This window comes from Amycolatopsis sp. CFH S0740, from assembly GCF_004522315.1.
GTDB lineage: Bacteria > Actinomycetota > Actinomycetes > Mycobacteriales > Pseudonocardiaceae > Amycolatopsis > Amycolatopsis nivea.
On the sequence record NZ_SDLS01000005.1, the window covers coordinates 284,923 to 309,601 of the forward strand.

The following is a 24,679-nucleotide window of genomic DNA, read 5'->3' on the forward strand; positions in this document are numbered from 1 at the left end:
AGCACCCCTAACGCGACGCCCCTATGCACACTGGGCACGCCTGGGCAAGCCCCTTTCGGGCCCGCCCAGGCGTTGCGGCATCAGCTTCTCAAGACCCGGCGTGCTGCTCCGGCGCCAGCGAGTTCCCCGCCGCGATGTGCCCGCAGCTGGACGGCGCGGCCTTGCCCGCGAACCGGTCGTTGAGCCAGGCGATCGCGGTCGGCGCCCACACCGGGAGGGCGGTGGCGTGGCTGAGCGCGTCGTACTGCGTGTACTTGATCGAGGTGTTTCCGGTGTCGCAGTACTGATTCGCGAGCGCGCGGACGTCCCCGGCCACCATCACGCCGTCTCCGCCGCCGATGCCCGGTTCGTTGCTGACAGTGCCTTCGAGCGCGCCGTTGCTGGCCTGCCCGATGAACCCGGGGATCGAGGGCGTCGCCGCCGAGCCGATGTTCACCTTGTTGACCGCGTCGACGTACGGGGCCACCGAGTTCGGGTTCGCGTACTCCGGTTTGACCAGCTTCTGCCAGGTCAGCCCGGGGTAGCGGCCGAGCGCGTTGGCGATCGACGCGTGCTCGAGCTCGGCGAGCACCTTGAGGCCGTACTCGCTGGCGTACGGCTTGAGGTCGATGCCGTAGCTGCGCGAGACGCCGATCAGCGCCATCGGGATCACGCCGGACCAGACTGGGCTGCCGCCGACGTATTTGAGGTTGTGCGCGGGGTCGACGAGCACCCCGCCCTCGGCGAACCCGACGAGGTTCTTCTCGACCTCCGGCGCGTAACTCCCGGCGATCGCCGACGCCCAGCCGGTCGCGATCGCACCGCCGGAATAGCCGAGAAGGCCGAATTTCGTGGAATCCGTCATTCCGGTCCCGGACGCGTGCGTCGCGGCGCGAATCGAGTCCAAAGTGGTCTTGCCGTATTCCGGACCGGCCGCGAAATCGGCGGTCGGGCCTTCGGTGTCCGGGATGACGACGCTGTACCCGAGGGCGAGCGCCGGCGCGATGAGCACCGACTCGGCGTTCGGCAGCACGCCGCCGAGCCGGACGTCGCCCGCGATCGCGCGGGACGGTGCGTCGGCGGGATCGAGCGAGTCGTACGCGGACTGGTACGAGATGGCTTTCCCGTTGCCGCCCAACGGATTTCGGACGACCGAGGTGACGTTCGCGGTGGGATTGCCCTGTGCGTCGGTAGTCCGGTAGAGCAGCTGGGTGGCCTGCACTGGAGTCGGGAAGCCGAAGACGTGATAGCTCAACGTCCGGCTTTTCAGGACGGTGCCCGGAGCGTACGACGAAAGCGGCGTGCTGCCGTCGTAACTGTAGAAGGAATCGGCCGAAGCCGCGGCGGGCAGCGCGACGGCGGACGTGATCGCGAGAGCGGCGGCGGCGATCAGCGCACGGACGGGTTTCCGGATCATGACTCCCCTTTGAACCATGAAGTGGATCACGACTGGCGGGTAACTTACCAGCGAGTAGGTATCCGCACAACTACGGAAGGTGCAGGCAGTGCCGGTGCGGAGGGCTCAGGCGGGCCCGGCGTAGGTCGCGGCGATCGCCGTGGCGCGCTGGTGCAAGGCGGTACGCAACGCTTGCGGCGCAAGGACTTCCGCGGCTGTGGCGAGCTGCCACAGCGCCCATTCGGCGTGCCGGGAATCCTGGAAAGCCGCCTCCAGCTGTAACCATCCGTTCGTCCTGATTTCTTCAGCGCGAATGGCGAGCGCGGTGCGAGCCAATTCTTCCCGCCGTTCCGGGCGAATTCGGACTAGCGCGACGATCTGGTCGCCACCGGTCCGGAACCGCGTGCTGCGTTCCTGCCAGGCTCGGCCCAGGTCCACGCGATCCGGCCGCTGCGCGGGCTCGTCGAGTTCCTCGGCGGCCAGCACCCGGGACAGCCGGTAAGTCCGGTCCTCGCCTTCGCGGGTCGCCAGCAAATATCCCAGCTCCCGCGCGGTGACCAGTCCAATCGGGTGCACTGTGCGCCACTTCGGGGCTTGGCCGACCGCTTGGTAGCGGATGCGCACCTGGTGTCCGGCGAACACCGCGCGCCGGATCTCGGCGACCACGGCGTCGGGCGCCTCCTCGGCGACCGAGCGGCGCGAGAGGAGGTCGGTCTCGGGGTCGATGAGCAACCGCTCGGCCACGCCCGCGGCCGTGGTCCGATGGCTTTCCGGCAGCGCGTCGACCACCTTGAGCATGGCCGAAGCGAGCGCCGAACCGAGACCGAACGCCTGCGCGCCGCGCCGCGATCCGGCGACCAGCAGCGCGAGCGCTTCGTCGTGGTTCAACCCGGTGAGTTCGGTCTGAAATCCGGGCAGCAGCGCGAAACCGCCGTTCCGTCCGCGCTCGGCGTAGACCGGGACGCCCGCCGCGGACAGCGCGTCGATGTCGCGCAACACGGTGCGCGTGGACACCTCGAGTTCGCGGGCGAGGGTGGCCGCGGACAGCCGGCCGCGCTGGCGCAGCAGCAGGACCAGCGAGACCAACCGGTCGGCGCGCATGCCGAAAACCCTACCGAATACACGACACAGGATGTCGTGTATTGCTTGCGAGGCTGCTCCGCGTACTGCTGAAAACGCGAACAGGAGCAAATGGTGGAGAGAACGACGGTCAACCCGTGGGCGTGGTCGACGGCGATGGGTTACCACCAGGGCGAACTGGTGTCCGGGCCGGTTCGGACCCTGTACTGCTCGGGGCAGACCGCAATGAGCGCCGACGGCGAACCCCAGCACGCCGGGGACATGGCGAAGCAGGTGGCGCTGAGCCTCGACAACTTGGAGGCGGTCCTCGCCGAAGCGGGCATGTCGCTGGAGAACCTGGTCCGGCTCAACGTCTACACGACCGACGTCGACCTGCTTTTCCAGCACTACGGCGTCCTCGCCGGCCGCCTGGCCGCGGCCGGCGCCGCCCCGTCGACCACGATGCTCGGCGTGACGCGGCTGGCGATCCCGACGCTGCTGGTCGAACTGGAGGGGACCGCGGTCGCTGACGAGTAGGTTCCTTGCTTCGGCCACCCGTATGTATCGCGACATGATATATATGGACGGGTGACCGAACGAGGCATGTCGGAGCAGGTCTTCCTGATCCTCACCGCGCTCGCCGACGAGCCGAAGCACGGCTACGGCATCGTCCAGGCCGTCGAAAAGCTGTCCGAAAACCGGGTTCGGCTGCGGGTCGGCACGTTGTACGGCGTGCTGGACCGGCTGGTCGCGGACGGATGGGCGGAGCGGGACAAGGAGGAGATCCACCAGGGGCGGCTCCGCCGGTACTACCGGCTGACCGACCTCGGGGGCCGCACTTTGGCCGAGCAGACCCGGCGGCTGGCCGCGAACGCCGCCGCCGCCGAGTCGGTGTTGCGTGCGCGGGGCTGGGCGCTCGGGGGTGGGGCATGAGCGCCCCTCGGTGGGCCGGGCAGTTGTTTGCGGAGGCCGCGGGATGACCGCGCCGGAGCTGCGATACCGCCGGATAGTGCGGATTCTTCCCCGCTGGTACCGCACCGACCGCGAGGACGAGATGGTCGGCACCCTGCTGGACGCGCGGGAAGCCGGTCGTCTCGCGGAAGGGCGCGAACTGCTCGCGATGCTGGGGTTGGGCCTGCGCGCTCGGCTGGCTGCTGGCTCAGCCCCAGCTCGCGTGGTCGCTTTCGGCGACACTGTCCGGCTGGTAGCCCTGCTCGGGCTCTTCTGGGGAGTGATGAAGGGTGCTTTCTCCCTCGGTCACGACTTGTGCGACGCGCTCGGCTATCCGCGAGCGACCGGTCTGTATTCCTCGACCGGCGAGGCCAGCCTGTCGCTTTACGCTGCCGCGTCGGCCCAGCAATTGGGGCAGGACGTCGCGCTGGTCGCCGCCGCGGTCGTCCCTCTCGCGCTCCTTTTCGCCGGACGCCGCCGAGCCGCGCGTTGCGTCGCCGGGGTCGTGCTGGTCGCCGGATTCGCCGCGTTCCTGTACCAGTATTCGTTCAGTTTCAGCCCTGATCTGCTCGGCTATTTCATCCCGCAATGGCTGCCGCTGCTGCTCCTGATTGCCGGATTCCACCTCGGCGCACCGCTGCCGTCCGCGCGAAAATGGTGGCTCGCCTTGACTGGGGTCGTGGCTGCCGCTTTTTACTTCGGCTCTTTCGTTGATTCGGATCTGCGCGGACTTTCCTGGTTCACGTGGGCGGCCGCGCTTGTCATTCTGGTCTATTTCGCCTTCCGGCGACGCACGCCCGCGTGGTCGTTCTCGCTTGCCGTGTGCTGTTCGCTGGTGCTGATTCAGCCGCTTGTCCTCCTCTCAACCATGGCCGCGGGCGTCGTCGATCCGCTGGTTATCGTGCAGGTCTTCCTGGTGGGCGCGGGTATCGCAGCACTGACCGCGACCGGAATCGTTGATTACCGGCGGCAAACCGCATAGCGCTCTTTCCGCAAGGAGTTTTAATTGAACACCATGCCAAGGGCGCTTCCGTGCGCCTTGAATCAGCCCGATTCCACGCTTAAGAACAGACGAAGAAACAGCTGGATAATCGCGGGATCCGTCCTCCTGATCGCCATTCTCGGCTACGTCACCCGCTGGATCTGCGACGACGCCTTGATCTTCACCAGAATCGTCGAGCAAATCCTCGCCGGGAACGGCCCGGTCTACAACATCGGCGAACGCGCCGAAGCTTCCACGAGCACGCTGTGGCAATGGCTGCTGGCGTTCGCCGGATTCGTGTTCGGCCAGTCGGACACCTCGACGCTGTCCTGGATGCTCGGCCTCCTGCTCACCGCCGCCGGGTTCGGCTTCGCGGTCAGCGCGACGATCCGGTTGCACGGCGGGCGCGTCGCGGCGATGCTGCCGTGCGGCGTCCTCGTGCTGCTGGGGGTGCGGCCGGCGTGGCAGTACGCGACGTCCGGGCTGGAGACCGGGCTGAACACGTTCTGGATGGCGCTCTGCTGGTGGCTGCTGGTCCGCTTCCGAGGCAGCACCTCGGCCAAACATGTTGTCACCGCGGCGTTCGTGATGGGATTGGGCCCGCTCGTCCGTCCAGAACAGGCACTGGTCGCAGCGGTATTCCTGGTCGCGCTGTGGCTGGTGACCAAGCCGAACTGGCGGGTCGTCTGCGCCGCGGTCGCGGCGGCCGGAGCGCTGCCGGTCGGGTACGAGATCTTCCGCATGGGTTTCTACGGCATCCTCGTGCCGATGCCCGCGCTCACCAAAAACGCGAGCGAATCCTTCTGGGGCCGCGGATTCGGGTACGTCGGCGATTTCGTGAACCCGTACCTGCTGTGGTTGCCGCTGGTGCTCTGCACGGTCCTGCTCGCCGGGGTCCTCAGGCGGCAAAGCACCGATCGGATCGTCACCCTCACCCCGGTGGTCGCCGGTGTGCTGTCGCTGGGATATCTGCTGAAGATCGGCGGCGACTACATGCACGCGCGCATGGCGCTGCCGATCTTCTTCCTGCTGATGCTGCCGGTGCTGGTGCTCCCGGCGGCGAAGAAGACGCGCGTGCTCGGCGCCGTCCTGCTGGCGTGGGCGGTTCTCTGCGCCGGCATCGGCCAGTTCGTCCCGCAAGACGGCAAGCTCATCGACGACGAGCGCGGCTACTACCACGCGTGGACCGGCCAGTCGTATCCCACCGAGTCGGCGGATTTCACCCCGAGGATGAAATATCTCAACGACGCCGTCAGTCCGCGCACCCTGACCTACGAAGGACCGCGGCAGCAGATCCTGACGACACCACTGCGCGCGGACGTCCCGTCGAAGTCCATGATCATCGGGGTGTACCTGGGGACAGTCGGCGTCATGTCGCCGGTGGACGTCGGCGTCGTCGACTTCTGGGGCCTCGCCAACCCGATCGGCGCCCGGTTCGAGTTCCCGACGGTGAAGCCAGGACATTCGAAACCGCTCAGCAACGCCTGGCTGCTGGCGGATTACGCGGACCCGGCGGCCCCCGTCCTCAGCCCGGGCAACTTCGCCCTGCGCGCCGACATCACCGCGGACCAGGTCGCCGCCGCCCGGCACGCCCTGAGCTGCGGAGACCTGGCGGAGATCCAGCGGTCCACCCGCGAACCGATGTCGCCGGGCCGGTTCTGGGCCAACCTGACCGGAGCCGTGCACCGGACCGGGGTGACCGTCCCGCCGGACCCGTTCGAGGCGGAACGAACGTTCTGCGGAAGCCCGTGATCCGTCCGGTGGAACTGCTCTTGCCCAGGTCAGAGCGGTAGCGCATGCTGGAGTCCGCAGCGACGCGGAGGTGAGGGGATGGCGGCAGAGCCGACCTTGATCGGGTCCGTGCAGCGCGCCCTGCACCTGCTCGACGCGGTCGGCGCGAGCGAGCGGCCGGTGCCCGCCAAGGTGCTCGCGCGGACGGTCGGGCTGCCGCTGCCCACGACGTATCACCTGCTCCGCACCCTCGTCCACGAGGGATACCTGTGCAAACTCGACGACGGCTACGCACTCGGCAGCCAGGTGAGCGAACTGCGCCAGCACACGTCGCTGCACGCGCTGCTGCCGAAGATCCGCCCGGTGCTGCGAGCCCTGCGAGACGAGGTGCACGGCGCGGCGTACCTCTCGCTGTACTCCGACGGCGACATCAAACTCATCGACATCGCCGACGGCCCGACCGCCCCGTCGGTCGACCTGTGGGTCGGCGTGCACGAATCGGCGCACGCGACGGCGTTCGGCAAGTGCATCCTGTCCGGCCTCGACAGCGAAGGCCGCCGCGACTACCTGTCACGGCATCAGCTGGCGGACCTCACCCCGCACACCATCACCGACAGCCGGGTGCTGGAGCAGCGGCTGTCGCAGAGCGGGGATGTGTTCAACGATCGTGAGGAGTATCTGCTGGGCACGGCATGCCTGGCGACGACGGTCCGCACGCCGGGCGCGTTGGGCGCGGTGGCGATCTCGTTGCCTGCGCGCCGCCTGGGCTCGGCGCCGTTGCAGTCGTTGCGTCGGGCAGCCCAACGGGTGTCTCGCGCCCTCGCCGTCACACCCTGAACCCGCCGGTTATCACCATCTGAAATCCCGCCCGTTGTCCGGCGGTCCGCGCCCGGCGAAAGTGGCCTCCAGAGCGAACGGGAGGTCCCATGGAAGCGCAGGACAGGCTCGACCTGTACCGCACGATGGTCCTGATCCGCACCTACGAGGAGGCCATCCTCCGCGAGTACCACGCCGACAAGAAACCCGTCTTCGACATCGGGGCCGGCCTCGTCCCCGGCGAGATGCACCTGTCCGCGGGGCAGGAACCGGTGGCGGCGGGCGTCTGTGCGCATCTCACCGGCGACGACGCGGTCACCGCGACGCACCGGCCGCACCATTTCGCCATCGCGCACGGCGTCGACCTGAACCGGATGACCGCTGAGATCTTTGGCCGGACAACTGGACTGGGCAGAGGACGCGGCGGGCATATGCATCTGTTCGACCCCGCCGTGCACTTCTCCTGCTCCGGCATCATCGCCGAGGGCTACCCGCCCGCGCTCGGGCAGGCGCTCGCGTTCCAGCGGCGCGGGACGGACCGGGTCGCCGTCGCGGTCACCGGCGAGGGCGCGGCTAACCAAGGGGCGTTCCACGAATCGCTCAACCTCGCGGCGTTGTGGCAGCTCCCGGTGATCTTTCTGGTGGAGGACAACGACTGGGGCATCTCTGTGCCGCGCAGCGCGTCCACCTGCGTCACGTCGAACGCGGACCGCGCCGCTGGGTACGGGATCCCGGGCGTGCGCGTCGAGGACAACTCGGTCGAGGCGGTCCACGAAGCGGCGGGCCAGGCGGTCGCGCGGGCTCGGGCCGGGGGAGGGCCGAGCCTGATCGAGGTGCACACGTTGCGGCTGTGGGGGCATTTCGAGGGCGACGCGCAGGGCTATCGGTCCGATTTGGACGGTGTGTCGGGCCGGGATCCGTTGCCCACCTACGAGAACCAGCTGCGCGCCGACGGCGACCTCGACGACGCGAAGGTCGCGGAATGCAAAACCGCGGCCAGTGAGCGGGTCGAAGCGGCGATCGCGTTCGCCAAAGAGAGCCCCGAGCCGGATCCCGCCACCGCGCTGGATTTCGTGTTCGCGCGAGCCTGACGACACAGCGAGGAGAAGCAGCAATGACGCTCACCGAACCCTCCGCGCCCGCCGGGCGGAAACTCAGCACCGCGAAGGCCATGGTCGAGGCCATCGCGCAGGAAATGGACCGCGACGAGCGGGTGTTCGTGCTCGGCGAGGACGTCGGGTCCTACGGCGGGATCTTCAGCTCCACCACCGGATTGCTCGACCGGTTCGGCCCGCGCCGGGTGCTCGACACGCCGATTTCCGAGACCGCCTTCATCGGCACCGCGATCGGAGCGGCGGTCGAGGGCATGCGGCCGGTGGTCGAGCTGATGTTCGTCGACTTCTTCGGCGTCTGCATGGACCAGATTTACAACCACATGGCGAAAATCCACTACGAATCCGGCGGCAACGTGTCGGTGCCGATGGTGCTGACCGCGGCGGTCGGCGGCGGGTACTCGGACGGGGCACAGCATTCCCAGTGCCTGTGGGGAACGTTCGCGCACCTGCCCGGCATGAAGGTCGTCGTGCCGAGCAATCCCGCTGACGCCAAGGGATTGATGACCTCCGCGATCCGCGACGACAACCCGGTGGTGTACCTGTTCCACAAGGGAGTCATGGGCCTGCCGTGGATGGCGAAGAACCGCCGGTCGATCGGCCCGGTGCCGGAAGGCGACCACGAGGTCCCGATCGGCAAGGCGAACGTCGTGCGCCCGGGCAGCGACGTCACCGTCGTGACGCTGTCGCTGTCGGTGCACCACGCCCTCGACGTCGCCGACGATCTCGCCGGACAGGGCGTCGACTGCGAGGTCGTGGACCTGCGCAGCCTGGTGCCGCTGGACACCGACACGATCCTCGATTCGGTCGGCAAAACCGGCCGGTTGCTCGTGGTCGACGAGGACTACCTGTCGTTCGGCCTGTCCGGCGAGGTGATCGCCCGCGTGGTGGAGCGGGACCCCAGCCTGCTGCGCGCCCCGGCCGCGCGCGTAGCGGTGCCGGACGTGCCGATTCCGTACGCGCGTCCGCTGGAGTACGCGGTGCTGCCGACACCGGCGCGGATCCGCCAAGCCGTCCTCACCCTGGTGGGCGCATGACCGACGTCCCGTTCCCCGTCCTGTCCGAGAACGACCCGGACGGCGAGGGAGTCCTCGCCACCTGGTTCGCGACGGACGGCGCGACCGTCCGCGAGGGCGAGCTGATCGCGGAGGTCGCGGTGGACAAGGTCGACGCGGAGGTCCCGGCCCCCGCGACCGGCGTGGTGCGGTTCCTGGTGGGGGAGGGCGAGGTGGTGAAGCAGGGCGCGCCGATCGCCCGCATCGAGTAGACGCACGGGTCGCCCCGTGCTGGAACGGGCCGCCGCCGGGCCCCACCGTTGCCCGGCGGCGGCCCGCGCTCGCCTCAGCTGACCGTCGCGAACTGCCCCGGCTGGTACAGCCCGGCTGGCATGCGGACGATGACGTTCATCCGGTTCGCCGCGTTGATCAGTCCGATCAGGCATACCAACGCGGCGAGCTGGTCGTCGTCGTATGCCCGGCGGCGGGCCGCGCTGGTGTCAGCTGACCGTCGCGAACTGCCCCGGCTGGTACAGCCCGGCTGGCATGCGGACGATGACGTTCATCCGGTTCGCCGCGTTGATCAGTCCGATCAGGCATACCAACGCGGCGAGCTGGTCGTCGTCGTATGCCCGGCGGCGGGCCGCGCTGGTGTCAGCTGACCGTCGCGAACTGCCCCGGCTGGTACAGCCCGGCTGGCATGCGGACGATGACGTTCATCCGGTTCGCCGCGTTGATCAGTCCGATCAGGCATACCAACGCGGCGAGCTGGTCGTCGTCGTATGCCCGGCGGCGGGCCGCGCTGGTGTCAGCTGACCGTCGCGAACTGCCCCGGCTGGTACAGCCCGGCTGGCATGCGGACGATGACGTTCATCCGGTTCGCCGCGTTGATCAGTCCGATCAGGCATACCAACGCGGCGAGCTGGTCGTCGTCGTATGCCCGGCGGCGGGCCGCGCTGGTGTCAGCTGACCGTCGCGAACTGCCCCGGCTGGTACAGCCCGGCTGGCATGCGGACGATGACGTTCATCCGGTTCGCCGCGTTGATCAGTCCGATCAGGCATACCAACGCGGCGAGCTGGTCGTCGTCGTATGCCCGGCGGCGGGCCGCGCTCGTGTCAGCTGACCGTCGCGAACTGCCCCGGCTGGTACAGCCCGGCTGGCATGCGGACGATGACGTTCATCCGGTTCGCCGCGTTGATCAGTCCGATCAGGCATACCAACGCGGCGAGCTGGTCGTCGTCGTAGTGTTCGCGAGCCTGCGCCCACGTTTCGTCGGAAACGCCGCCGCCGTCCGCGATCCGGGTGCCTTCCTCGGCCAGCGCGAGCGCGGCCCGCTCGGCGGGGGTGAACACGGTCGCCTCGCGCCAGACGGCGACCAGGTGGAGCCGTTCCGCGGTCTCGCCGGCCGCGGTGGCGTCCTTGGTGTGCATGTCGACGCAGAAGCCGCAGCCGTTGATCTGGCTGGCCCGCAGCGAAACCAGCTCCTGCGTCGCCTTCGGCAGCGCCGTGTTGTTCAGCAGCATCGCCAGCCCCGCGAACCGCTTGCCGAGCGACTTGCCGAGGTCGTTGTTCATCAGGTCGAATCGTGCGCTCATCAGATCCTCCAGTGGTGTGTAGCGGATGCCCATGAGATGCCGGCCATCCGCCGGATGTGACAACTCTGGATGTGACCCGCGTCGCACCCGGCCAGTCTGCTGCGCGAGAGGTCCGGGAGGGCGCTGCCGAGATGGGGCCGCGGAAAACCGGTGGCCCGGCCGCCGCGCCGGGCCGCAGAATGCGGAGATGGCCGACCAGGGCGGTACCGCGCGGGCGACCGGGCTGAGCCTGGTCTCCTGGGCGCTGTTCGCGAGTTCCGGTCCGCTCGCCAAGGCGGTGCTGGACGCGGGCTGGAGCCCGGCCGTGGTCACCGCGGTACGGATCGGTCTCGCCGCGGTTCTGCTGGCGCCCGGCGTCGCGCTGCTGCGGCCGCGGGCGTTGCGGTTCCGGCGTGCTGAACTGTGGCTGCCGCTCGGCTACGGACTGCTCGGCGTCGCGGGCGTGCAACTGTTCTTTTTCGTTGCGGTGTCCCGGATTCCGGTCGCGGTGGCGATGGTGCTGGTGAACCTGTCGCCGGTGCTGGTCGCACTGTGGGTGCGCGTCGTCCGGCGGACGCGGCTGCCCGCGGCGGTGTGGCTGGGCATCGCGCTGGCGATCGCCGGACTGGTGCTGATCGCCGGTCTCGGACCCGGGGCGCAGCTGGATTTCCTCGGCGTCGCAGCCGGATTGGCGTCGGCGGTCTGCTCCGCCGGATACTTCCTGCTCGGCGAACGCGGTGCGCGACAGCACGATCCGCTCGGAATGACCGCCGCGGGACTGGCGATCGGGGCGGTGGCGACTCTAGCGGTAAGTCCATTGTGGACTCTAGCGACCGCCGCGAATCCGGTATCGCTGGGCGGCGCGACGATCCCGGTCTGGCTGGCCCTGCTGATTCTGGCCGTCTTCGGCACCGTGCTGCCGTACCTGGCCGGGCTGCACGCGTTAAGCGGATTGCCGGTCGCCCTGGCCGGAGTCCTGGCGCTGGCCGAACCTTTGGTCGCTGCCGTGCTCGCGTGGCTGCTGCTGGGCCAGGCCTTGGGTCCGGTGCAGCTCATCGGAGTGGCGGTGCTGCTCGGCGGCGGAGTGTTGGTACAGACGGGAAAGCTTGCCCCGCAACCGGAATCGGCTGCGGGGCAAGCGAACCCGGTCACATCTTCGCGGCGCCGGCCTTGATCGCCTCGCGGATCCGCGAGTACGTGCCGCAGCGGCAGACGTTGCGGATCTCGTCCAGGTCGGCGTCGTTGATCTCGCGGCCCTTCGCCTTGGCCTCCTTGACCTTCGCGACCGCCGCCATGATCTGGCCGGGCTGGCAGTAGCCGCATTGCGCGACGTCGTTCTCCAGCCAGGCTTCCTGCATCGGGTGCAGGTCGGCCTTCACGGTGTCCGGCAGGCCCTCGATCGTGGTGATCTCGTCCGTGGCCTTGATGTCGGCCACCCGCACCGAACACGGGTTGAACGCCTTGCCGTTGAAGTGCGACGTGCAGGCCTTGCACACGTTGATGCCGCAGCCGTACTTCGGGCCGCGGACGCCGAGCACGTCGCGCAGGACCCACAGGAGCCGCACATTGTCGTCGACGTCGACGGACACCGGCTTCCCGTTGAGGATGAAGGTGTGCTTGCTCATCGTGCTCCTCAGTAGGTGTGGCTCAGGCCGTCGGTCGGCGATTCGGGAACGGGCGGGACGAACGACTTGACCTCGAAGGCGATCGGGTCGTCGTGGTTGATCGGGAACCGCTTCGGGACCTTCCCGGTCGCGCGGGCGTACGCGCACGCGACGGCCGCGACGGAGCAGGCGACGCCCGCCTCGCCGGCGCCGCCCGGCTGCTCCCCGTTGGACGGCATCGCGATCGCGGTGAAGTCCTGCGGGATGTTCCACTGCCGGGTGTAGAAGTAGTTGTCCCAGCTGGCTTCCAGGAAGTGCCCGTCCTTCAGGTGGACACTGCTGGTCAGCGCGAGCGCCAGCCCGTCGGCGAAACCGCCCATGATCTGCGCCTCGATGCCGCGCGGGTTGATCACGAGCCCGGCGTCGAGGGCGATGACCGCCTTGGTCACGCGCGGGCCGGCGACGCCGTCGCGGATTTTGCGGTTCACCGTCTCCGGGCGGCAGTCGATTTCCACCAGGCAGGCGCTCGCGCCCTTGTATTCCTTGTGGATCGCGATGCCCTGCGCGGTGCCCGGGGCCATCTTCTTGCCCCAGCCGCCGACCTCGGCGACCTTGCGCAGCACGCCCTTCACCTTGTCGTTCTTGAGGAACTCCATCCGGAAGTCGTACGGGTCCTTGCCCATCGCCTTGGCGAGCATGTCCACGACGAGCTCGTTGGCGCAGCCGACGTCGGGCGAGTAGACGTTGCGCATCGACCCGGTGTTGAACCGCTGGTCGGTTTCGGTGAGCGTCTGGTCGACGACGCCGAAGTTGTACGGCATTTCCTGGCTCAGCACGAAAACCGCCTCGGCGACGCCGAGGTTGCCCAGCCCGGTCGGGAGTTTCGTCGCGACCGAGGTGAGCATTTCGCCGAGCCCGTGCCGGAACGACGTTTCGACCGAGGTGTGCCGCTGCTCGAAGGTGAGCACGTTCCCGGCGAGCACGGTCGCCCGGATCCGCGACGTCGCCATCGGGTGCAGCCTGCCTTGCCGCGGCTCGTCGGCGCGGTGCCACATCAGCCGCACCGGCTTGCCGAACGCCTTCGACGCCTGCGCCGCTTCGACGGCGTGGTTGCCGAACAGCTTGTGGCCGAAGGAACCGCCGCCGGTGACGACGTGGACCTTCACCTTGCCCTGCGGCAATCCGATCGCCTGCGCGACCTCGCCCTGCGCCACGATCGGCGACTTCAGCCCGGCCCAGATCTCTGCGCTGCCGTCGCGGACGTCGGCGACCGCGCAGTACGGCTCCAGCGCGGCGCTCGAGCGGAACATGAACTCGAAATCCGCTTCGACCGTCTTGGCCAGCACCGGAACCTTCGGCACCGCCAGCGGAAGCTCGGCGCGGCGCAGGTTGGCGAGCACGGATTCGTCGTTCTGGCCCTCGACGCTGCCGGGGCCCCAGTCGACCTGCAGCGCGCGCACGCCGTCGATGCACTGGCCGAACGTCTCCGCGCGGACCGCGACGCCGGTCGGGATGATCGCGATGTCGGTGACGCCGGGCAGCTTCATCACATCGGCCTTGTTGCGGACGGCCTTCGGCGTGCCGTTGAGCGTCGGCGGACGGCAGATCATCGTCGGCAGCGCGCCGGGGATGTCCAGGTCCATCGCGAACTGCTTCTTGCCGGTCACGATGTCGTGGGCGTCGAGGCGGTTCTGCGGCTTGCCGAGCACCTTGAACTCGCTGGAGCCCTTGAGCTTGCTCGGGTCCAGCTGCACCTGCTTGGTGGTGCTGGACGCGGCCTTCGTCGCCAGTTCGCCGTACGTCGCGGTCTTGCCGTTCGGCGCGGTCACGACGCCGCCCTTGACGATGAACCGTTCCGCGGTCCCGCCGAGCAGGATGGCCGCGGCCTCGAGCAGCTGCTGCTTGGCGATCGCGGCGGCGACGCGGATCGGCGTGTAGGTCGAGACCGTGGTGTTCGACCCGCCGGTGAGCTGGTTGAACAGCAGTTCCGGACGCGCCGGGGCGAGCGTGACGTGCACCTTCTCGACCGGGAGGTCCAGTTCCTCGGCGATGATCATCGCGGTCGAGGTGGTGATGCCCTGGCCGACCTCGGCGCGCGGGATCTCGAACGAGGCGCTGCCGTCCTTGTTGATGGTGACGGTGATGAGCTGCGACGTCGGGAGCGCCGCGTCGGTGAGCGCGTCGTTGAGGTCGTACAGCTCGGGCGGCTGCGGAGCGGAGGGCACGGCGGCGGACGCGGAGGAGGCGAGCCCGACGTCCGCGGCCACGACGAGGGTCCCGGCCGCGACGACGTACCCGAGGAAACCGCGCCGGGAAACGCCCGGGCGCTCCTTCCCGGTGTCCGGCTCGGAGTGACTGAGAGTCACGCTGATTCCCCTTTCGAGGTAAGGACCGCGTGCCGGATGGCAACACGTGCACGCGGGTGGTGGTGATGGACCACCTTGCCGGGTGAATCGGGGCTTGAGTGTTCAAGTTCTGTACAGCGTCAGCGGAGAGCGATGGTTATCCTGCTGCGCGTCACCAACGAAGGTGGAGATCGCGTGAGCTCGATGACGTCCTCGCGCAGCGTGGTGCTGCGGGAACCGATCGCCCAGTCCTGGCGGCGCGCCTCGCTCGCCGGTGTGCGCCCCGAAACCGCGCTGCTCGACCTGCGGTTCGACGAGGTCGACCCGGCCAGCAGGCTCCTGTCGGCGGCGGCGCCGGTGCTGGAGGACCTCGACGAGCGTCTCGCCGGGACCGCGATGTCCACTGTGCTCGTCGACCACGACGGCAGGCTCGTGCACCGCTGGAGCGCCGACCGCGCCGTCGAAGACTGCCTGGACCAGCTGGGCATCGGCGTCGGCACCTGCCTGCTGGAGGACGAGGTCGGGACCACCGGCCCGGGCACCGCGCTGGAAACCCGGTCGAGCATCGTGGTGCACGGGGAGGAGCACTACGCCGAGGCGCTGCGCGGGTTCAGCTGTTACGGGCACCCGATTTTCCACCCGGTCACGCGCAGGCTGGAGGGCGCGCTCGACATCACCTTGCTGGCCGCCGAGGCGAATCCGCTGCTCGCGCCGCTGGTCGCGAAGGCGGTGGAGGAGATCGAACGGCAGCTGCTGGAAGGCAGCCGGGTGTCGGAGCGGTCGCTGCTCGCCGCGTTCCAGTCGGCGTCCCGCCCGACCCGGCCGGTGGTCGCGATCGGCCCGGACCTGTTGCTGTGCAACCAAGCCGCCGCGGACCTGCTGGAAGGCGCGGACGTCGCGCTGCTGTGGAACCTGGCGGGAGAGGCGGCCGGACCGTCCGAAATGGAGACCGAACTGCGCTCCGGCCAGCGCGCCAGGGTCCGGGCCGAACCGGTGCCCGGCGCCCGGGGCGGGATGCTGGTCGAGATCCGCCCGCTGAGCCCGTCCGAGGCCCGGCGGACGCGCCGCCGTGGTGCTGTCGCGCCCGGTCCGGTGGTCGGGCACGTGCACATCTCGGGCCCGCCCGGGACCGGCCGCACCACTGAAGCCCGGCTGCGCGTGCCCGAGGAACCGTGCACCACGTTGACCGGCTCGGAAGCCGTGCTCGGCGGATCCGCAGCCTGGGCCGCGAGGTTCACCGCCGCCGTCGAGACCGGCTCCGGCAGCATTTGCGTGGACGGTGCGGATCTCTTGCCCGCTGAACTGGTCGACCTCGTCGCGAGGCATGCCGCCCGCGGCGTCGGCCCGCACCTCGTGCTGACGACCGGCCCGCGCGAGGGGCTGACCGGTCCGGAGCGGGCGCTGATCGCGTCGTGCGGGGAGAACGTCGAACTGCTGCCGCTGGCGCACCGGCCGGACTTTCCCGAGGTCGCGGCCCGGATGCTGGCCGAACTCGGGGCCGCGCGCACGCACAACATCACGCCGGGCGCGCTGCGCATCCTCGGCTCGTACGACTGGCCGGGGAACCTGCCTGAACTGCGCGGCGTGCTGAGCCAGGCGATCCGCAAACGGTCGGTGGGCGCGATCGGCCCGGGGGATTTGCCGCCCGCGCTGGTGGCGGACGCTTCGGGGCACGAGCTCGCTCCGATCGAACGGGCGGAACGGAACGCGATCGTCGCGGCGTTGCGGTCGGCCGGCGGGAACAAGGTGCGGGCGGCGAGCACGCTCGGGATTTCGCGGACGACGTTGTACGCGCGGATGCGGGCGTTGAAGGTGCCGGGTTAGCGGAAGTCTCCGGGCGATCGCCCGGTCCACCGGCGAAACGCTCGCCGGAAGGCGCTGGCTTCGGAGAAACCCAGTCGCTGCGCCAATTTCTCGATGGGTTCGTCGCCGCGGCCGAGACTGGCTATCGCGGCGCCCCGGCGGACCGCGTCCCGGATTTCGCCGATGGACGTTTTCTCCGCGCGCAACAACCGCCGCAGGTGCTGGGCGCTGATCCCGAGCCGTCCGGCGATGTCGTCCGGCGCGGTAACGCCTTGCTCGACGACGGCGCGGACCCGGTCGGTGTGGGCCGAGCCGTAGTCGCGGGTGGCGAGCCAGACGTCCGGCTGGTCTTCCAGGAACGCGGCCAGTTCGGCTTCGCCGCGGATCACCGGGGCGGACAGGAGCCCGCGGTCGAAGACGAGGACCAGCGAGTCCGCGTCGAACCGCGGATGGCGGCCGAAAACCGCCTCGTAGTGCGGCGCGTGGTCCGGTTCCGGCCACGGCAGCCGAAGTTCGCGCAGGGCGATGCGCTGTCCGGTGAGCCAGCTCAGCAGCCGGTGGACGACGATGGCGACCAGTTCCGCCGCGACGTGCTCCGGGTCGTTGAGCTGGCGGACGTCGATGTCCACCTCGACCAGCGGATCTGCCGCCCGAACCGCCACCGCGGGCATCCCGGGCAGGACCTCGGCGGCTTCCTCCAGGCGACGCAGCGCGGTGCGCAGGTCGGGCGCGGGGGCGACCGATCGGATCACCAGCCGGAACAGTCCGCGCGGGGCTCGCGGGCCGAGAGCGAAGAGTTCGTCGTCGTTCTGAAGCCACAGCTCGCGGGTGAGTTCCGAGACCTGCCTGCGGGTGACGCCGGTGCGGTCCGGCCGGATCCCGAGGCGGTGCAGCAGCGCGGGGACGTCGAGGTTCCGGCGTTCGCCGATCCGCGCCAGCCGCCGGGCCAAGGTGTCCAGAACCGCCGGGTCGTCCACGGTTCAAGGCTAGCGGGCGGTTAACGGGCGATTTTCTACCCGATCGGGTGACGGGGCTCGGTCGTGAATCGCGCGCCGAGCAGCCGCTCGGTCTCCGTCCACAGCCACGCGCCCAGCTCCGGATCCCGGCTTGTCGGCACCGGCTGCTGCACCTCCGCGGCGGCGCTCCGATGCGGACCGAGGTACTCGCCGCCATGCAGGCCCGGCGAGGCGACCGCGGCCACGACCGGCCGGGCCGCCTGATCCTTCCCCAGCACGGTCCCGCAGGCCGCCGCGCGCAGCATCCGCGCGCCGGGCCGTCCCGGCGTGAGCGCGTCGATCGCCGAGCCGGGGTGGACGACGATCGATTGCGTCTCCGCGCGCCGACGCTGCAGTTCGAACCCGAAGATCTCCACCGCGTGCTTGGACATCGCATACGCGACCCGCGCCCGGTAATCCCTTTCGGACAGCCAATTCTCGCGGTCGAACGGGATCTTGCGGGTCAGTGCGCTTCCGAGACTGACCACTCGCCGGACCGCGGGCAGCGCGCGGCGCAGCAGTTCCGCGTGCGCGAGATGGTTGATCCCGACGATCTCCTCCACGCCGAACGCCCCGATCCGGTGCGCTGGTCCCGGACCGAACGCTCCGGCGACGACACCCGCGTTCAGCACGAGCGCGTCCAGCCGCGGCAACGCGCCGAGCCGGTCGCCGGCCCGGCCGATCGACGTGCGGTCGGCGAGATCCAGCGGGACGAACTCGTGCAGTTGCGGGTCGGGGAGCGCGGAAACCGCCGCGCGGCCCCGGGATTCCGATCGCCCGAGCAGCAGCACTCGTGCGCCCAGTTCGGCGAGCTGCGCGGCGGCGAAGAAACCGATCCCGGAGGTGGCCCCGGTGATCGCGACGACCTGGCCGTCGATCCGTTCCGGTTGAGCTATTTTCGACACAGCAGCGACGTTAGGTTCGCCGCTGGTTTCCGCACCAGGACCGGGGTTCGCAGGTTTCGGGACCGTTCCGCGCATTCCGCGCATTCCACGCTCGTCACGACTTTCCGGCGAACTCGGCCAGCCGGTCGGCGATGCGGTCGATGTCGGCTTCGGTGGTGCGGTAGTTCGCGACGCACGCGCGGATCGCCGTCTGCCCGTGCAACCGTGCCGGACCCAGCAGTGCAGTGCCTTCGTCGGCGAGTTGGGCCAGCAGCGCCGGGTATTCCTTGTCGCGACGGCCATCGATACGCACGCAGACGGCGGTCAGCGTGACCGGGTTCAGCAGATCCAAACCGGGTTCGGCGGCGACGCGTTCCCCGAGCCGCGCGGCCAGCCGCAGACAGCGTTCGGCGGCTTCGCGGAAGGCGTCTACGCCGAAGGTCCGCAGAGCGGCCCACACCTTCAATGCCTTGAAACTACGGGAAAGCTGCGGGCCGTAGTCCATGAAGTCGAGCATCAGGTCGTCCTCGGCGACGGTGAGATACGACGACGAGAACGCGAAGGCCGCCCGCAGTTTCGCAGCGTCTTTTACCACCAGTGCCCCGGCTTCGAGCGGAGTGAACAGCATCTTGTGCGGATCCAGCGCGATGGAATCCGCGCGGGACAGCGGGGCGAACGTCTCCCGCGCGGAGTCGGCGAGGACGAACAGCGCCCCGTACGCGCCATCCACGTGCAGCCAAAGGTTTTCTCGCTCGCACAGGTCAGCAATGGGGCCGACGGGATCGATCGAGCCGCTGGTGACCGTGCCAGCGGTGGCGACGACGCAGAACGGCTCGAGCCCAGCGGCCCGGTCAGCGGCGATCGCGTCGGCGAGGAGGTCGACTCGCAGCCGGAATTCGTCGTCAGTCGGGATGTGCCGGACGTGGTCGAGTCCGATGCCGAGAGTGGCAGCGGCCTTGTCGACGCACCGGTGCGCCTCCTCCGAGGTGTACAGCACCAGCGGCGGAGCACCGGATTGCAGGCCGCGCCCGCGGAAATCCGGCCGGCGGTCGGTGAGGGCGGTGGTGATCGCGTCCTTGGTCGCGCCGGAACCGCCGTTCGTGAGAATGCCGCCCGCGCTGGGGCCGAGGTGGAAAAGACCGGCGAGCCACTGCACCACCGACCGTTCGACAACGCTCGCCGCGGGGGAGAGTTGCCAGAAGTTGCAGTTTTGGTTGAGCACCGCGGAAATCGCGTCGGCGTAGGGCGCGATCCCGTTGGGCGGCCCCTGCACGTATGCGAGGAACCGCGGGTGCGCGATGGTGGTCGAGTTGGGCGCGATGCGGTCGCGGAGGTCGGCGAAAAACCCTTCCACGCCAATGCCTTCCGCGGGAAACGGCTCGGCAAGAAGCTTCGCCAGCGTGTCGCGGTCGACGTCCGGCAGGATCGGCCTCGTGGGCAGGGATTCCTCGTAGCTGTCGACGAACCGGGCCAGTGCGTCGGCGGCTTGCGCGCGTTCCGCGGGGGAGAGGACGAGAGGGTGCACGGTGCTGCCTTCCGGGAGATCGAGTGCCGGAACCGACGGTAGTGCGGACGGCAGGGCAGCCGATGCTGAATATTGCGTTTTCCGGGGGTCTGATTAGCATCCTGTGCCATGGATAAGACTGATCACGCAATCGTCCGCCAGCTGATGGCCGACGGCCGGCTACCGAACAATGAACTCGCCGACCGTGTCGGGCTGTCCCCGTCGCCGTGCCTCCGCCGGGTCCGCGCCCTCGAAGCGGCCGGGGTGATCACCGGGTACCACGCGTCAGTCGACCCAGCCGCGCTCGGCCGCGGGCTCGGAGTGCTGCTGCATGTCGAGATGGCGGATCAGCGCAGCGAGGTCATCGAGGCTTTCGAGAACACCGCTCTGGGGCTGGACGACGTGGTGTCATGTCGCCGGATGTTCGGCGCTCCGGACTATCTGATGCAGATCGCGGTGCCTGATATGGCAGCGTATGAGCAGCTGTATATGACGGAGCTGACGCGGATGCCGGGCGTGGCAAGGACGAATTCGCAGTTCGCGATGAAGACAGTGAAGACGACGCCAGGTCATCATTGGTGATCCGCGGCCGACGCCGACCGCTCGGGCGCTGCTTTGGCGACCGCCACAATGCCCGGCCCGAACCTCCGGGCTCTCGTCCAGGGCCGCCGCGATCCGGCCGGAACCGGGCCGTGGCAGGAGACCGCCGTCCACCTCATCGCCGCGACCCGAGCCGTCCGCCGTCGGTGAACGCCGAGAAGTCGTTCACCAGCCGAGCTGGTCCCCGAGCCGCAACCGCAGCCACAGCACCAGCCGCTCGTCCGGATCCGCCAGATCGAACCCGAAGATCTCCTCCGCCCGCGAAAGCCGGTACCGGATCGTGTTCGGGTGCACCGACAACCGCGCCGACGCGGCCGCGATGTCGCCGTTCGTGTCGAGGTAAGCGAGGATCGTCGGCGCGTACGTCGTCCCGTGCTCGACGTCGTGCGCCCGCACCGCCGGACCCAAACGCCGCGGCAAAGACGTGTCATCGGCCAGCAACTGCGCCAGCACGGACAACGTCGCCCCGGCCCACACCTCCTCGATGGCCGCCACCTGGCACAGTTCCGGCGAGGTGCGCTGTTCCGCCAGCGTCCGCAGGACGAGGTCCGCGTCGGCCCGCGAGGAAGCGATCGACCGGAGCCCGGGGACCGTCGACCCGAGCCCGGCCTGCACCGGCATCCGCAGCGCGCCGTGGGCTCGGCGGGCGATGTCGGCGACCAGTTCGCGGTGTGCGGGGCCCTTGGGGAGCAGCGCGTAGACCGTCCCGTCGATCAGCGCGCAGCCGTGCCTGCCGTAGTGCGCCTCGCAGTGCAGGCTCACCAAATCGGCCAGCCGCGTTGCCGCGTGGGCGGCCAGGACGTCTTCTGGATCGGCGACGGTGAACGCGGCGACCGCGACGGGCGCGTCCGGGTCCAAACCGAGCTGCGGGGCGACGGCGGTGACGCTGCTCGGGTCGGCGAGCAGGCGTTGCAGCAGGTCAGCGCGCCGCCGACGGACCACGTCGACCGCGGTGCGCGCGGCCAGCAGGTGCAGTGCGGCGATCTCGGCGGCGTCGAACAGGGCTTGCTCGGCGGTCTCGTCGAGGCTGTCGTCGGCGTCGACCACCCAGATCGACCCGAGCATCTCGCTGCCCGCCCGCACCGCGACGCCCAGCCGGGGCAGCCCGCCCGGCAGCGACGGGAACCGGCAGGTCCGCCGTGTCCGCGCGAGTTCGCGGTACTGGTCGTCGTAGAACACCGGCCCCTCCGGCACCTGCAGGCCGAGGATGCCCTGGCGGCGGCCGTCGTCGATGGGCTGGCCGGGCAGCGTCGAATACGCCAGGATCCGCCGGTTGAGGTCCTCGATCGTGGTCGCGCCGCCGACCATCCCGCCGATGGCGTTGGCCAGCGCGAACAGATCGCCGGCCGCGGGTGCGCCGGGCGTGCGGACGGCGGGTGCGAGCGCCGAGGAGATCATCGCTTCGAGGTGGTGCCACGGCACGGCTTCGTCGGCGGCGAGCAGCACCACCCCGGCGTCCTGCGCGGCGTCCGAAAGCTCGGTGAGGGGTTCGCCGAAGCTTTTCACCACCAGCGCCGCATATCCCACCGCCGCGTTGATGAGATCTTTCGCCTCGGCTGGATCCGCCCCGACCGCGAGCAGGATCGTGTCCTGCCCCGGCGGCGCACCGCCGCGGCGCTCGTGGATGAGCACGCCGGACACCGGCACCGGCCGGTCCGGCAGCGGGGTGACCGGCCGCAGCAGCGACGCGCCGAGCGCGGCGAGGACCTGCCCGAGATCGGGCGCCACCGGATCGAGCATCGTCACCTCTTTAGCCAGACGCACAAAACATCCGCGGAATCTCTGGACCAGCACTGCACGCACCCGGACGATCCGGCCGCGAGGCTGTCAGCATGCACGTTCCACCAGGCGTATCAGCGACCGTACTCCCTCCGGCCCCGGACACAGCCGTCTCGACCGCCCTGCGCGCCGCGAACCGGGCGGGCGTCCGGATCCGGCTGGCCGACGACGTCCGGACGCTCGAAGCGGTGTCGCGGTTCCTCGCCCAGGTCTGGCAGACGCCGGAATCCCACGCCCCGTTCGGCGCGGACGCCCTGCGCGCCGTCGTCCACGCGGGCGGCGCGGTGCATTACGCGGCGGACGACGACGGCATTGTCGCCGCCTCCGGCCTGATTTTCTGTCCGCCGGTGACCCGCGCGGTCTATTCGCTGATCGCCGCCGCGCGCGCGAGCGACCGCGGAGTGGGCTTCGCGCTGAAGCAGGCGCAGCGGGTGTGGGCACTGGATCAGGGCGCGGAAACCATGGTCTGGACCTTCGATCCGCTGGTGAGCCGCAACGCGCATTTCAACCTGGCGAAACTAGGCGCGCGCGGAACCGAGTACACAGTGGACTTCTACGGCCAGATCGAAGACGGCGTCAACGGCGCGGACGAAACCGACCGCTTCACCGCGGTGTGGCCGCTCCGGGACCCGAATCCAGTCCAGCTTCCAGGTCCGGACTTGACCACTGTGGACGTCGACCCGCGCCGCGCCCCCGACGGCGAACCGTTCCTGGCCCGCGACGGTTCCGGCTATTGGTGCCGGGTCCCGTCCGACATCGTGGGCCTTCGCCGGTTGAACGCGCGCCTGGGCGCGGAGTGGCGCTACGCGATCCGCGACGTGCTCGTCCCATTGTTCGCCGACGGCTACACAGCCACCGGGTTCAGCCGGTCCGGGTGGTACCACCTGACCGAAGGGAAGCGGGCGTGAAAATCGAACGGATCGACCTGATCGAAGTCAGCCTCCCGCTTGTCCGTCCATTCCGGACTTCGTGCTCAGTGGACACCGAACGCAACACCCTTCTGTTGCACGTGGTGACCGACGTCAGCGAGGGCTGGGCAGAATTCGGCGGCGACCCGGAACCGGTGTACAGCCCGGAGTTCGCCGCCGGAGCCGAACGGATCCTGCGCGACCATCTCGTCCCGCGCGTCACCGCCTTGCCGCAGCTGACCGCATCCCGGGTCGCGGGCGCGATGGCTCCGGTCAAGGGAAACCCGCTGGCGAAAGCCCTGCTCGAAACCGCCATCCTCGACGCGGAATGCCGCGCCTATGCGATGCCGTTGTCGACCTACCTCGGCGGCGTGCGCGACCGGATCCCGGCCGGAGTTTCCGTCGGAATCACCGACACCGTACCGGAATTGATCGACACCGTTGCCGGTTATCTGGCCGAGGGATACGTCCGGATCAAGCTGAAGATCGAACCCGGCTGGGACCTAGAACCAGTACGCGCCGTGCGCGCCGAGTTCGGCCCAGACCTGCTGCTACAGGCCGACGCGAACACCGCCTACTCCCTGTCCGACGCCGACCATCTGCGCCGCCTGGACGAGTTCAGCCTGGTCCAGCTAGAACAACCACTCGCCGCGGACGACCTCGGCGGACACGTCGAACTCGCGAAACTCCTGCGGACCCCGATCTGCCTGGACGAGTCGATCTGCTCCGCCCGCGACGCCGCGTTCGCGATCCGGTTGGGCGCGTGCCGGATCATCAACATCAAACCCAGCCGCGTCGGCGGATACCTCGAAGCACGACGAATCCACGACGTGTGTGCCGCACACGGAATCCCGGTGTGGTGCGGCGGAATGCTGGAAACCGGCATCGGCCGCGCGCAGAACCTCGCCCTAGCCGCACTGCCGGGCTTTGTGCTGCCGAATGATATCTCAGCGTCGAGCCGTTACTATGCCACCGATCTCACCGCGCCGTTCGAGCTAGAAGACGGTTGCCTGTCCATTCCAGACGGACCGGGCGGCGGCGTCGCTGTCGATCCGCTCGCGCTGCGCAAGCACACCGTCGCTTCGCAAACCCTCTTCGCGGGCTGACGATTCCAGCAGGCCGTCTAACAGGCCCTTTCCGTCGCCCCACCGGACCGCGCCCAGTCCGGTTTCACCGAACGGATCATCAACCCGCTCTCCCTGTGCGAAACCTACTGACCCGGCGGGGGAAACCATCATCGAAGAACCGGATCTGCGGTCCTGCACCGGCGGCGTCGACACAACGGAATGGAACGTCGCCGAAGCCGATGCATCCGGCGAACTGATCTCCACCGGCACGGACACACAGAGTTCTGGACTTCGTTGCTGAGCGGGAAACTGCTGCCACTCGCACTGATGACGGAAAAAGACCGTCCTGGATGACTGTGGTAAGGGATACGGCCTTGGCGTCCAACGATACGAACTGACCCCGAACTTCCCCAACATGGGGCCACAGCGGCAGCATGGCCAGCGGCCACGACTTCCGCAACGCGGTGGCAGGGAACGGAAAACGCTCGGTCACCGTGTTCATCGACACGGCAGGCTATTCGAAGGCCCAGTCAGACCGGATGGACGCGATCGTGGGCGCATTGGTCCGCGACCTCCGCTAAACCTCCGGGCGGT

General features: G+C 69.3%; 24 protein-coding genes and 1 pseudogene. 15 read left to right on the top strand and 10 right to left on the bottom strand.

The window, feature by feature from the left end; genetic code table 11:
- Nucleotides 1-88: 88 nt before the first annotated feature.
- Both EIZ45_RS11730 and EIZ45_RS11735 read right to left on the bottom strand, forming a co-directional pair.
- Nucleotides 89-1,396 (bottom strand): lipase family protein, encoded by a 1,308-nt coding sequence (locus EIZ45_RS11730; RefSeq protein WP_134664901.1) that lies wholly within the window; start codon nucleotides 1,394-1,396, stop codon nucleotides 89-91.
- A 105-nt stretch (nucleotides 1,397-1,501) separates the two neighbouring features.
- Entirely contained in the window at nucleotides 1,502-2,476 is a 975-nt protein-coding gene (locus tag EIZ45_RS11735) for a YafY family protein (RefSeq protein ID WP_134664899.1), read from the bottom strand.
- A 93-nt stretch (nucleotides 2,477-2,569) separates the two neighbouring features.
- Between EIZ45_RS11735 and EIZ45_RS11740 the strand changes: the two genes are divergently transcribed.
- The 9 genes from EIZ45_RS11740 (at nucleotide 2,570) to EIZ45_RS47595 (ending at nucleotide 9,683) form a co-directional block, all read left to right on the top strand.
- Nucleotides 2,570-2,971, top strand: a complete 402-nt coding sequence (locus EIZ45_RS11740; protein WP_134664897.1) for a RidA family protein — start codon at nucleotides 2,570-2,572, stop codon at nucleotides 2,969-2,971.
- Between the two features lie 51 nt (nucleotides 2,972-3,022).
- Nucleotides 3,023-3,367: a PadR family transcriptional regulator gene (locus EIZ45_RS11745; RefSeq protein WP_199818003.1), complete on the top strand. Its 345-nt coding sequence runs from the start codon at nucleotides 3,023-3,025 to the stop codon at nucleotides 3,365-3,367.
- A 121-nt stretch (nucleotides 3,368-3,488) separates the two neighbouring features.
- Complete coding sequence (locus tag EIZ45_RS11750) at nucleotides 3,489-4,367, top strand: hypothetical protein (protein WP_134664895.1); 879 nt, start codon at nucleotides 3,489-3,491, stop codon at nucleotides 4,365-4,367.
- 174 nt (nucleotides 4,368-4,541) lie between these two features.
- On the top strand, nucleotides 4,542-6,119 hold the full coding sequence (locus tag EIZ45_RS11755) for a glycosyltransferase family 39 protein (RefSeq protein WP_205670036.1): 1,578 nt from the start codon (nucleotides 4,542-4,544) through the stop codon (nucleotides 6,117-6,119).
- 78 nt (nucleotides 6,120-6,197) lie between these two features.
- Nucleotides 6,198-6,935, top strand: coding sequence for an IclR family transcriptional regulator (locus EIZ45_RS11760; RefSeq protein ID WP_134664891.1), 738 nt, complete (start codon nucleotides 6,198-6,200; stop codon nucleotides 6,933-6,935).
- Between the two features lie 89 nt (nucleotides 6,936-7,024).
- Nucleotides 7,025-8,005: a thiamine pyrophosphate-dependent dehydrogenase E1 component subunit alpha gene (locus tag EIZ45_RS11765; RefSeq protein ID WP_134664889.1), complete on the top strand. Its 981-nt coding sequence runs from the start codon at nucleotides 7,025-7,027 to the stop codon at nucleotides 8,003-8,005.
- Between the two features lie 23 nt (nucleotides 8,006-8,028).
- Nucleotides 8,029-9,063, top strand: coding sequence for an alpha-ketoacid dehydrogenase subunit beta (locus EIZ45_RS11770; RefSeq protein ID WP_134664887.1), 1,035 nt, complete (start codon nucleotides 8,029-8,031; stop codon nucleotides 9,061-9,063).
- Nucleotides 9,060-9,293 (top strand): biotin/lipoyl-containing protein, encoded by a 234-nt coding sequence (locus EIZ45_RS11775; RefSeq protein ID WP_037817837.1) that lies wholly within the window; start codon nucleotides 9,060-9,062, stop codon nucleotides 9,291-9,293. Before EIZ45_RS11770 ends, EIZ45_RS11775 begins: the two co-directional genes overlap by 4 nt.
- A 129-nt stretch (nucleotides 9,294-9,422) precedes the next feature.
- Nucleotides 9,423-9,683 (top strand): hypothetical protein, encoded by a 261-nt coding sequence (locus EIZ45_RS47595; RefSeq protein ID WP_167756415.1) that lies wholly within the window; start codon nucleotides 9,423-9,425, stop codon nucleotides 9,681-9,683.
- 146 nt (nucleotides 9,684-9,829) lie between these two features.
- On the opposite strand, the pseudogene EIZ45_RS46790 reads toward EIZ45_RS47595, so the two are convergent.
- Both EIZ45_RS46790 and EIZ45_RS11805 read right to left on the bottom strand, forming a co-directional pair.
- A pseudogene (locus EIZ45_RS46790) lies at nucleotides 9,830-9,958 on the bottom strand (carboxymuconolactone decarboxylase family protein); the annotation flags it as partial.
- A gap of 179 nt (nucleotides 9,959-10,137) precedes the next feature.
- Nucleotides 10,138-10,617 (bottom strand): carboxymuconolactone decarboxylase family protein, encoded by a 480-nt coding sequence (locus EIZ45_RS11805; protein WP_037818008.1) that lies wholly within the window; start codon nucleotides 10,615-10,617, stop codon nucleotides 10,138-10,140.
- Between the two features lie 187 nt (nucleotides 10,618-10,804).
- Between EIZ45_RS11805 and EIZ45_RS11810 the strand changes: the two genes are divergently transcribed.
- A complete protein-coding gene (locus tag EIZ45_RS11810) occupies nucleotides 10,805-11,770 on the top strand; it encodes a DMT family transporter (protein ID WP_134664885.1) in 966 nt (321 codons plus the stop codon).
- Here the strand turns inward: EIZ45_RS11810 and EIZ45_RS11815 are convergent.
- Entirely contained in the window at nucleotides 11,745-12,221 is a 477-nt protein-coding gene (locus EIZ45_RS11815) for a (2Fe-2S)-binding protein (protein ID WP_037817840.1), read from the bottom strand. The genes EIZ45_RS11810 and EIZ45_RS11815 overlap by 26 nt on opposite strands.
- An 8-nt stretch (nucleotides 12,222-12,229) precedes the next feature.
- Nucleotides 12,230-14,566: a molybdopterin cofactor-binding domain-containing protein gene (locus EIZ45_RS11820; protein WP_134664883.1), complete on the bottom strand. Its 2,337-nt coding sequence runs from the start codon at nucleotides 14,564-14,566 to the stop codon at nucleotides 12,230-12,232.
- Between the two features lie 183 nt (nucleotides 14,567-14,749).
- On the opposite strand from EIZ45_RS11820, the gene EIZ45_RS11825 reads away from it, so the two are divergent.
- Nucleotides 14,750-16,369 carry a sigma-54-dependent Fis family transcriptional regulator gene (locus EIZ45_RS11825; RefSeq protein WP_240690726.1) on the top strand — a complete coding sequence of 540 codons (1,620 nt, stop codon included), beginning with the start codon at nucleotides 14,750-14,752 and terminating at the stop codon, nucleotides 16,367-16,369.
- Here the strand turns inward: EIZ45_RS11825 and EIZ45_RS11830 are convergent.
- The 3 genes from EIZ45_RS11830 to EIZ45_RS11840 form a co-directional block, all read right to left on the bottom strand.
- On the bottom strand, nucleotides 16,366-17,325 hold the full coding sequence (locus EIZ45_RS11830) for an AraC family transcriptional regulator (RefSeq protein WP_134664881.1): 960 nt from the start codon (nucleotides 17,323-17,325) through the stop codon (nucleotides 16,366-16,368). The genes EIZ45_RS11825 and EIZ45_RS11830 overlap by 4 nt on opposite strands.
- 35 nt (nucleotides 17,326-17,360) lie before the next feature.
- On the bottom strand, nucleotides 17,361-18,248 hold the full coding sequence (locus tag EIZ45_RS11835) for an SDR family NAD(P)-dependent oxidoreductase (RefSeq protein WP_167756416.1): 888 nt from the start codon (nucleotides 18,246-18,248) through the stop codon (nucleotides 17,361-17,363).
- A 94-nt stretch (nucleotides 18,249-18,342) separates the two neighbouring features.
- Entirely contained in the window at nucleotides 18,343-19,752 is a 1,410-nt protein-coding gene (locus tag EIZ45_RS11840) for a pyridoxal-dependent decarboxylase (RefSeq protein WP_167756417.1), read from the bottom strand.
- Nucleotides 19,753-19,860: 108 nt separating this feature from the next.
- On the opposite strand from EIZ45_RS11840, the gene EIZ45_RS11845 reads away from it, so the two are divergent.
- Nucleotides 19,861-20,313, top strand: coding sequence for an Lrp/AsnC family transcriptional regulator (locus tag EIZ45_RS11845; protein WP_037817843.1), 453 nt, complete (start codon nucleotides 19,861-19,863; stop codon nucleotides 20,311-20,313).
- Nucleotides 20,314-20,496: 183 nt separating this feature from the next.
- On the opposite strand, the gene EIZ45_RS11850 is transcribed toward EIZ45_RS11845, so the two are convergent.
- Nucleotides 20,497-22,071: a CdaR family transcriptional regulator gene (locus EIZ45_RS11850; protein ID WP_134664875.1), complete on the bottom strand. Its 1,575-nt coding sequence runs from the start codon at nucleotides 22,069-22,071 to the stop codon at nucleotides 20,497-20,499.
- A 92-nt stretch (nucleotides 22,072-22,163) separates the two neighbouring features.
- On the opposite strand from EIZ45_RS11850, the gene EIZ45_RS11855 reads away from it, so the two are divergent.
- The 3 genes from EIZ45_RS11855 to EIZ45_RS46100 all read left to right on the top strand — a co-directional run bounded on the left by EIZ45_RS11855 (nucleotide 22,164) and on the right by EIZ45_RS46100 (nucleotide 24,666).
- Nucleotides 22,164-23,018 carry a hypothetical protein gene (locus tag EIZ45_RS11855; protein WP_134664873.1) on the top strand — a complete coding sequence of 285 codons (855 nt, stop codon included), beginning with the start codon at nucleotides 22,164-22,166 and terminating at the stop codon, nucleotides 23,016-23,018.
- A complete protein-coding gene (gene menC / locus EIZ45_RS11860; protein ID WP_037817846.1) occupies nucleotides 23,015-24,124 on the top strand; it encodes an o-succinylbenzoate synthase in 1,110 nt (369 codons plus the stop codon). The genes EIZ45_RS11855 and menC overlap by 4 nt, the downstream gene beginning before the upstream one ends.
- A 395-nt stretch (nucleotides 24,125-24,519) precedes the next feature.
- Nucleotides 24,520-24,666: a hypothetical protein gene (locus tag EIZ45_RS46100; protein WP_167756418.1), complete on the top strand. Its 147-nt coding sequence runs from the start codon at nucleotides 24,520-24,522 to the stop codon at nucleotides 24,664-24,666.
- Nucleotides 24,667-24,679 lie beyond the last annotated feature (13 nt).

Bases quoted from the DNA above. Each gene is read 5' to 3' on its own strand.
- EIZ45_RS11730 (WP_134664901.1), bottom strand. From the start codon at position 1,396: ATGATCCGGAAACCCGTCCGTGCGCTGATCGCCGCCGCCGCTCTCGCG.
- EIZ45_RS11735 (WP_134664899.1), bottom strand. From the start codon at position 2,476: ATGCGCGCCGACCGGTTGGTCTCGCTGGTCCTGCTGCTGCGCCAGCGC.
- EIZ45_RS11750 (WP_134664895.1), top strand. From the start codon at position 3,489: ATGGTCGGCACCCTGCTGGACGCGCGGGAAGCCGGTCGTCTCGCGGAA.
- EIZ45_RS11760 (WP_134664891.1), top strand. From the start codon at position 6,198: ATGGCGGCAGAGCCGACCTTGATCGGGTCCGTGCAGCGCGCCCTGCAC.
- EIZ45_RS11765 (WP_134664889.1), top strand. From the start codon at position 7,025: ATGGAAGCGCAGGACAGGCTCGACCTGTACCGCACGATGGTCCTGATC.
- EIZ45_RS11770 (WP_134664887.1), top strand. From the start codon at position 8,029: ATGACGCTCACCGAACCCTCCGCGCCCGCCGGGCGGAAACTCAGCACC.
- EIZ45_RS11775 (WP_037817837.1), top strand. From the start codon at position 9,060: ATGACCGACGTCCCGTTCCCCGTCCTGTCCGAGAACGACCCGGACGGC.
- EIZ45_RS47595 (WP_167756415.1), top strand. From the start codon at position 9,423: ATGACGTTCATCCGGTTCGCCGCGTTGATCAGTCCGATCAGGCATACC.
- EIZ45_RS11805 (WP_037818008.1), bottom strand. From the start codon at position 10,617: ATGAGCGCACGATTCGACCTGATGAACAACGACCTCGGCAAGTCGCTC.
- EIZ45_RS11810 (WP_134664885.1), top strand. From the start codon at position 10,805: ATGGCCGACCAGGGCGGTACCGCGCGGGCGACCGGGCTGAGCCTGGTC.
- EIZ45_RS11815 (WP_037817840.1), bottom strand. From the start codon at position 12,221: ATGAGCAAGCACACCTTCATCCTCAACGGGAAGCCGGTGTCCGTCGAC.
- EIZ45_RS11825 (WP_240690726.1), top strand. From the start codon at position 14,750: ATGACGTCCTCGCGCAGCGTGGTGCTGCGGGAACCGATCGCCCAGTCC.
- EIZ45_RS11845 (WP_037817843.1), top strand. From the start codon at position 19,861: ATGGATAAGACTGATCACGCAATCGTCCGCCAGCTGATGGCCGACGGC.
- EIZ45_RS11850 (WP_134664875.1), bottom strand. From the start codon at position 22,071: ATGCTCGATCCGGTGGCGCCCGATCTCGGGCAGGTCCTCGCCGCGCTC.
- EIZ45_RS11855 (WP_134664873.1), top strand. From the start codon at position 22,164: ATGCACGTTCCACCAGGCGTATCAGCGACCGTACTCCCTCCGGCCCCG.
- EIZ45_RS46100 (WP_167756418.1), top strand. From the start codon at position 24,520: ATGGCCAGCGGCCACGACTTCCGCAACGCGGTGGCAGGGAACGGAAAA.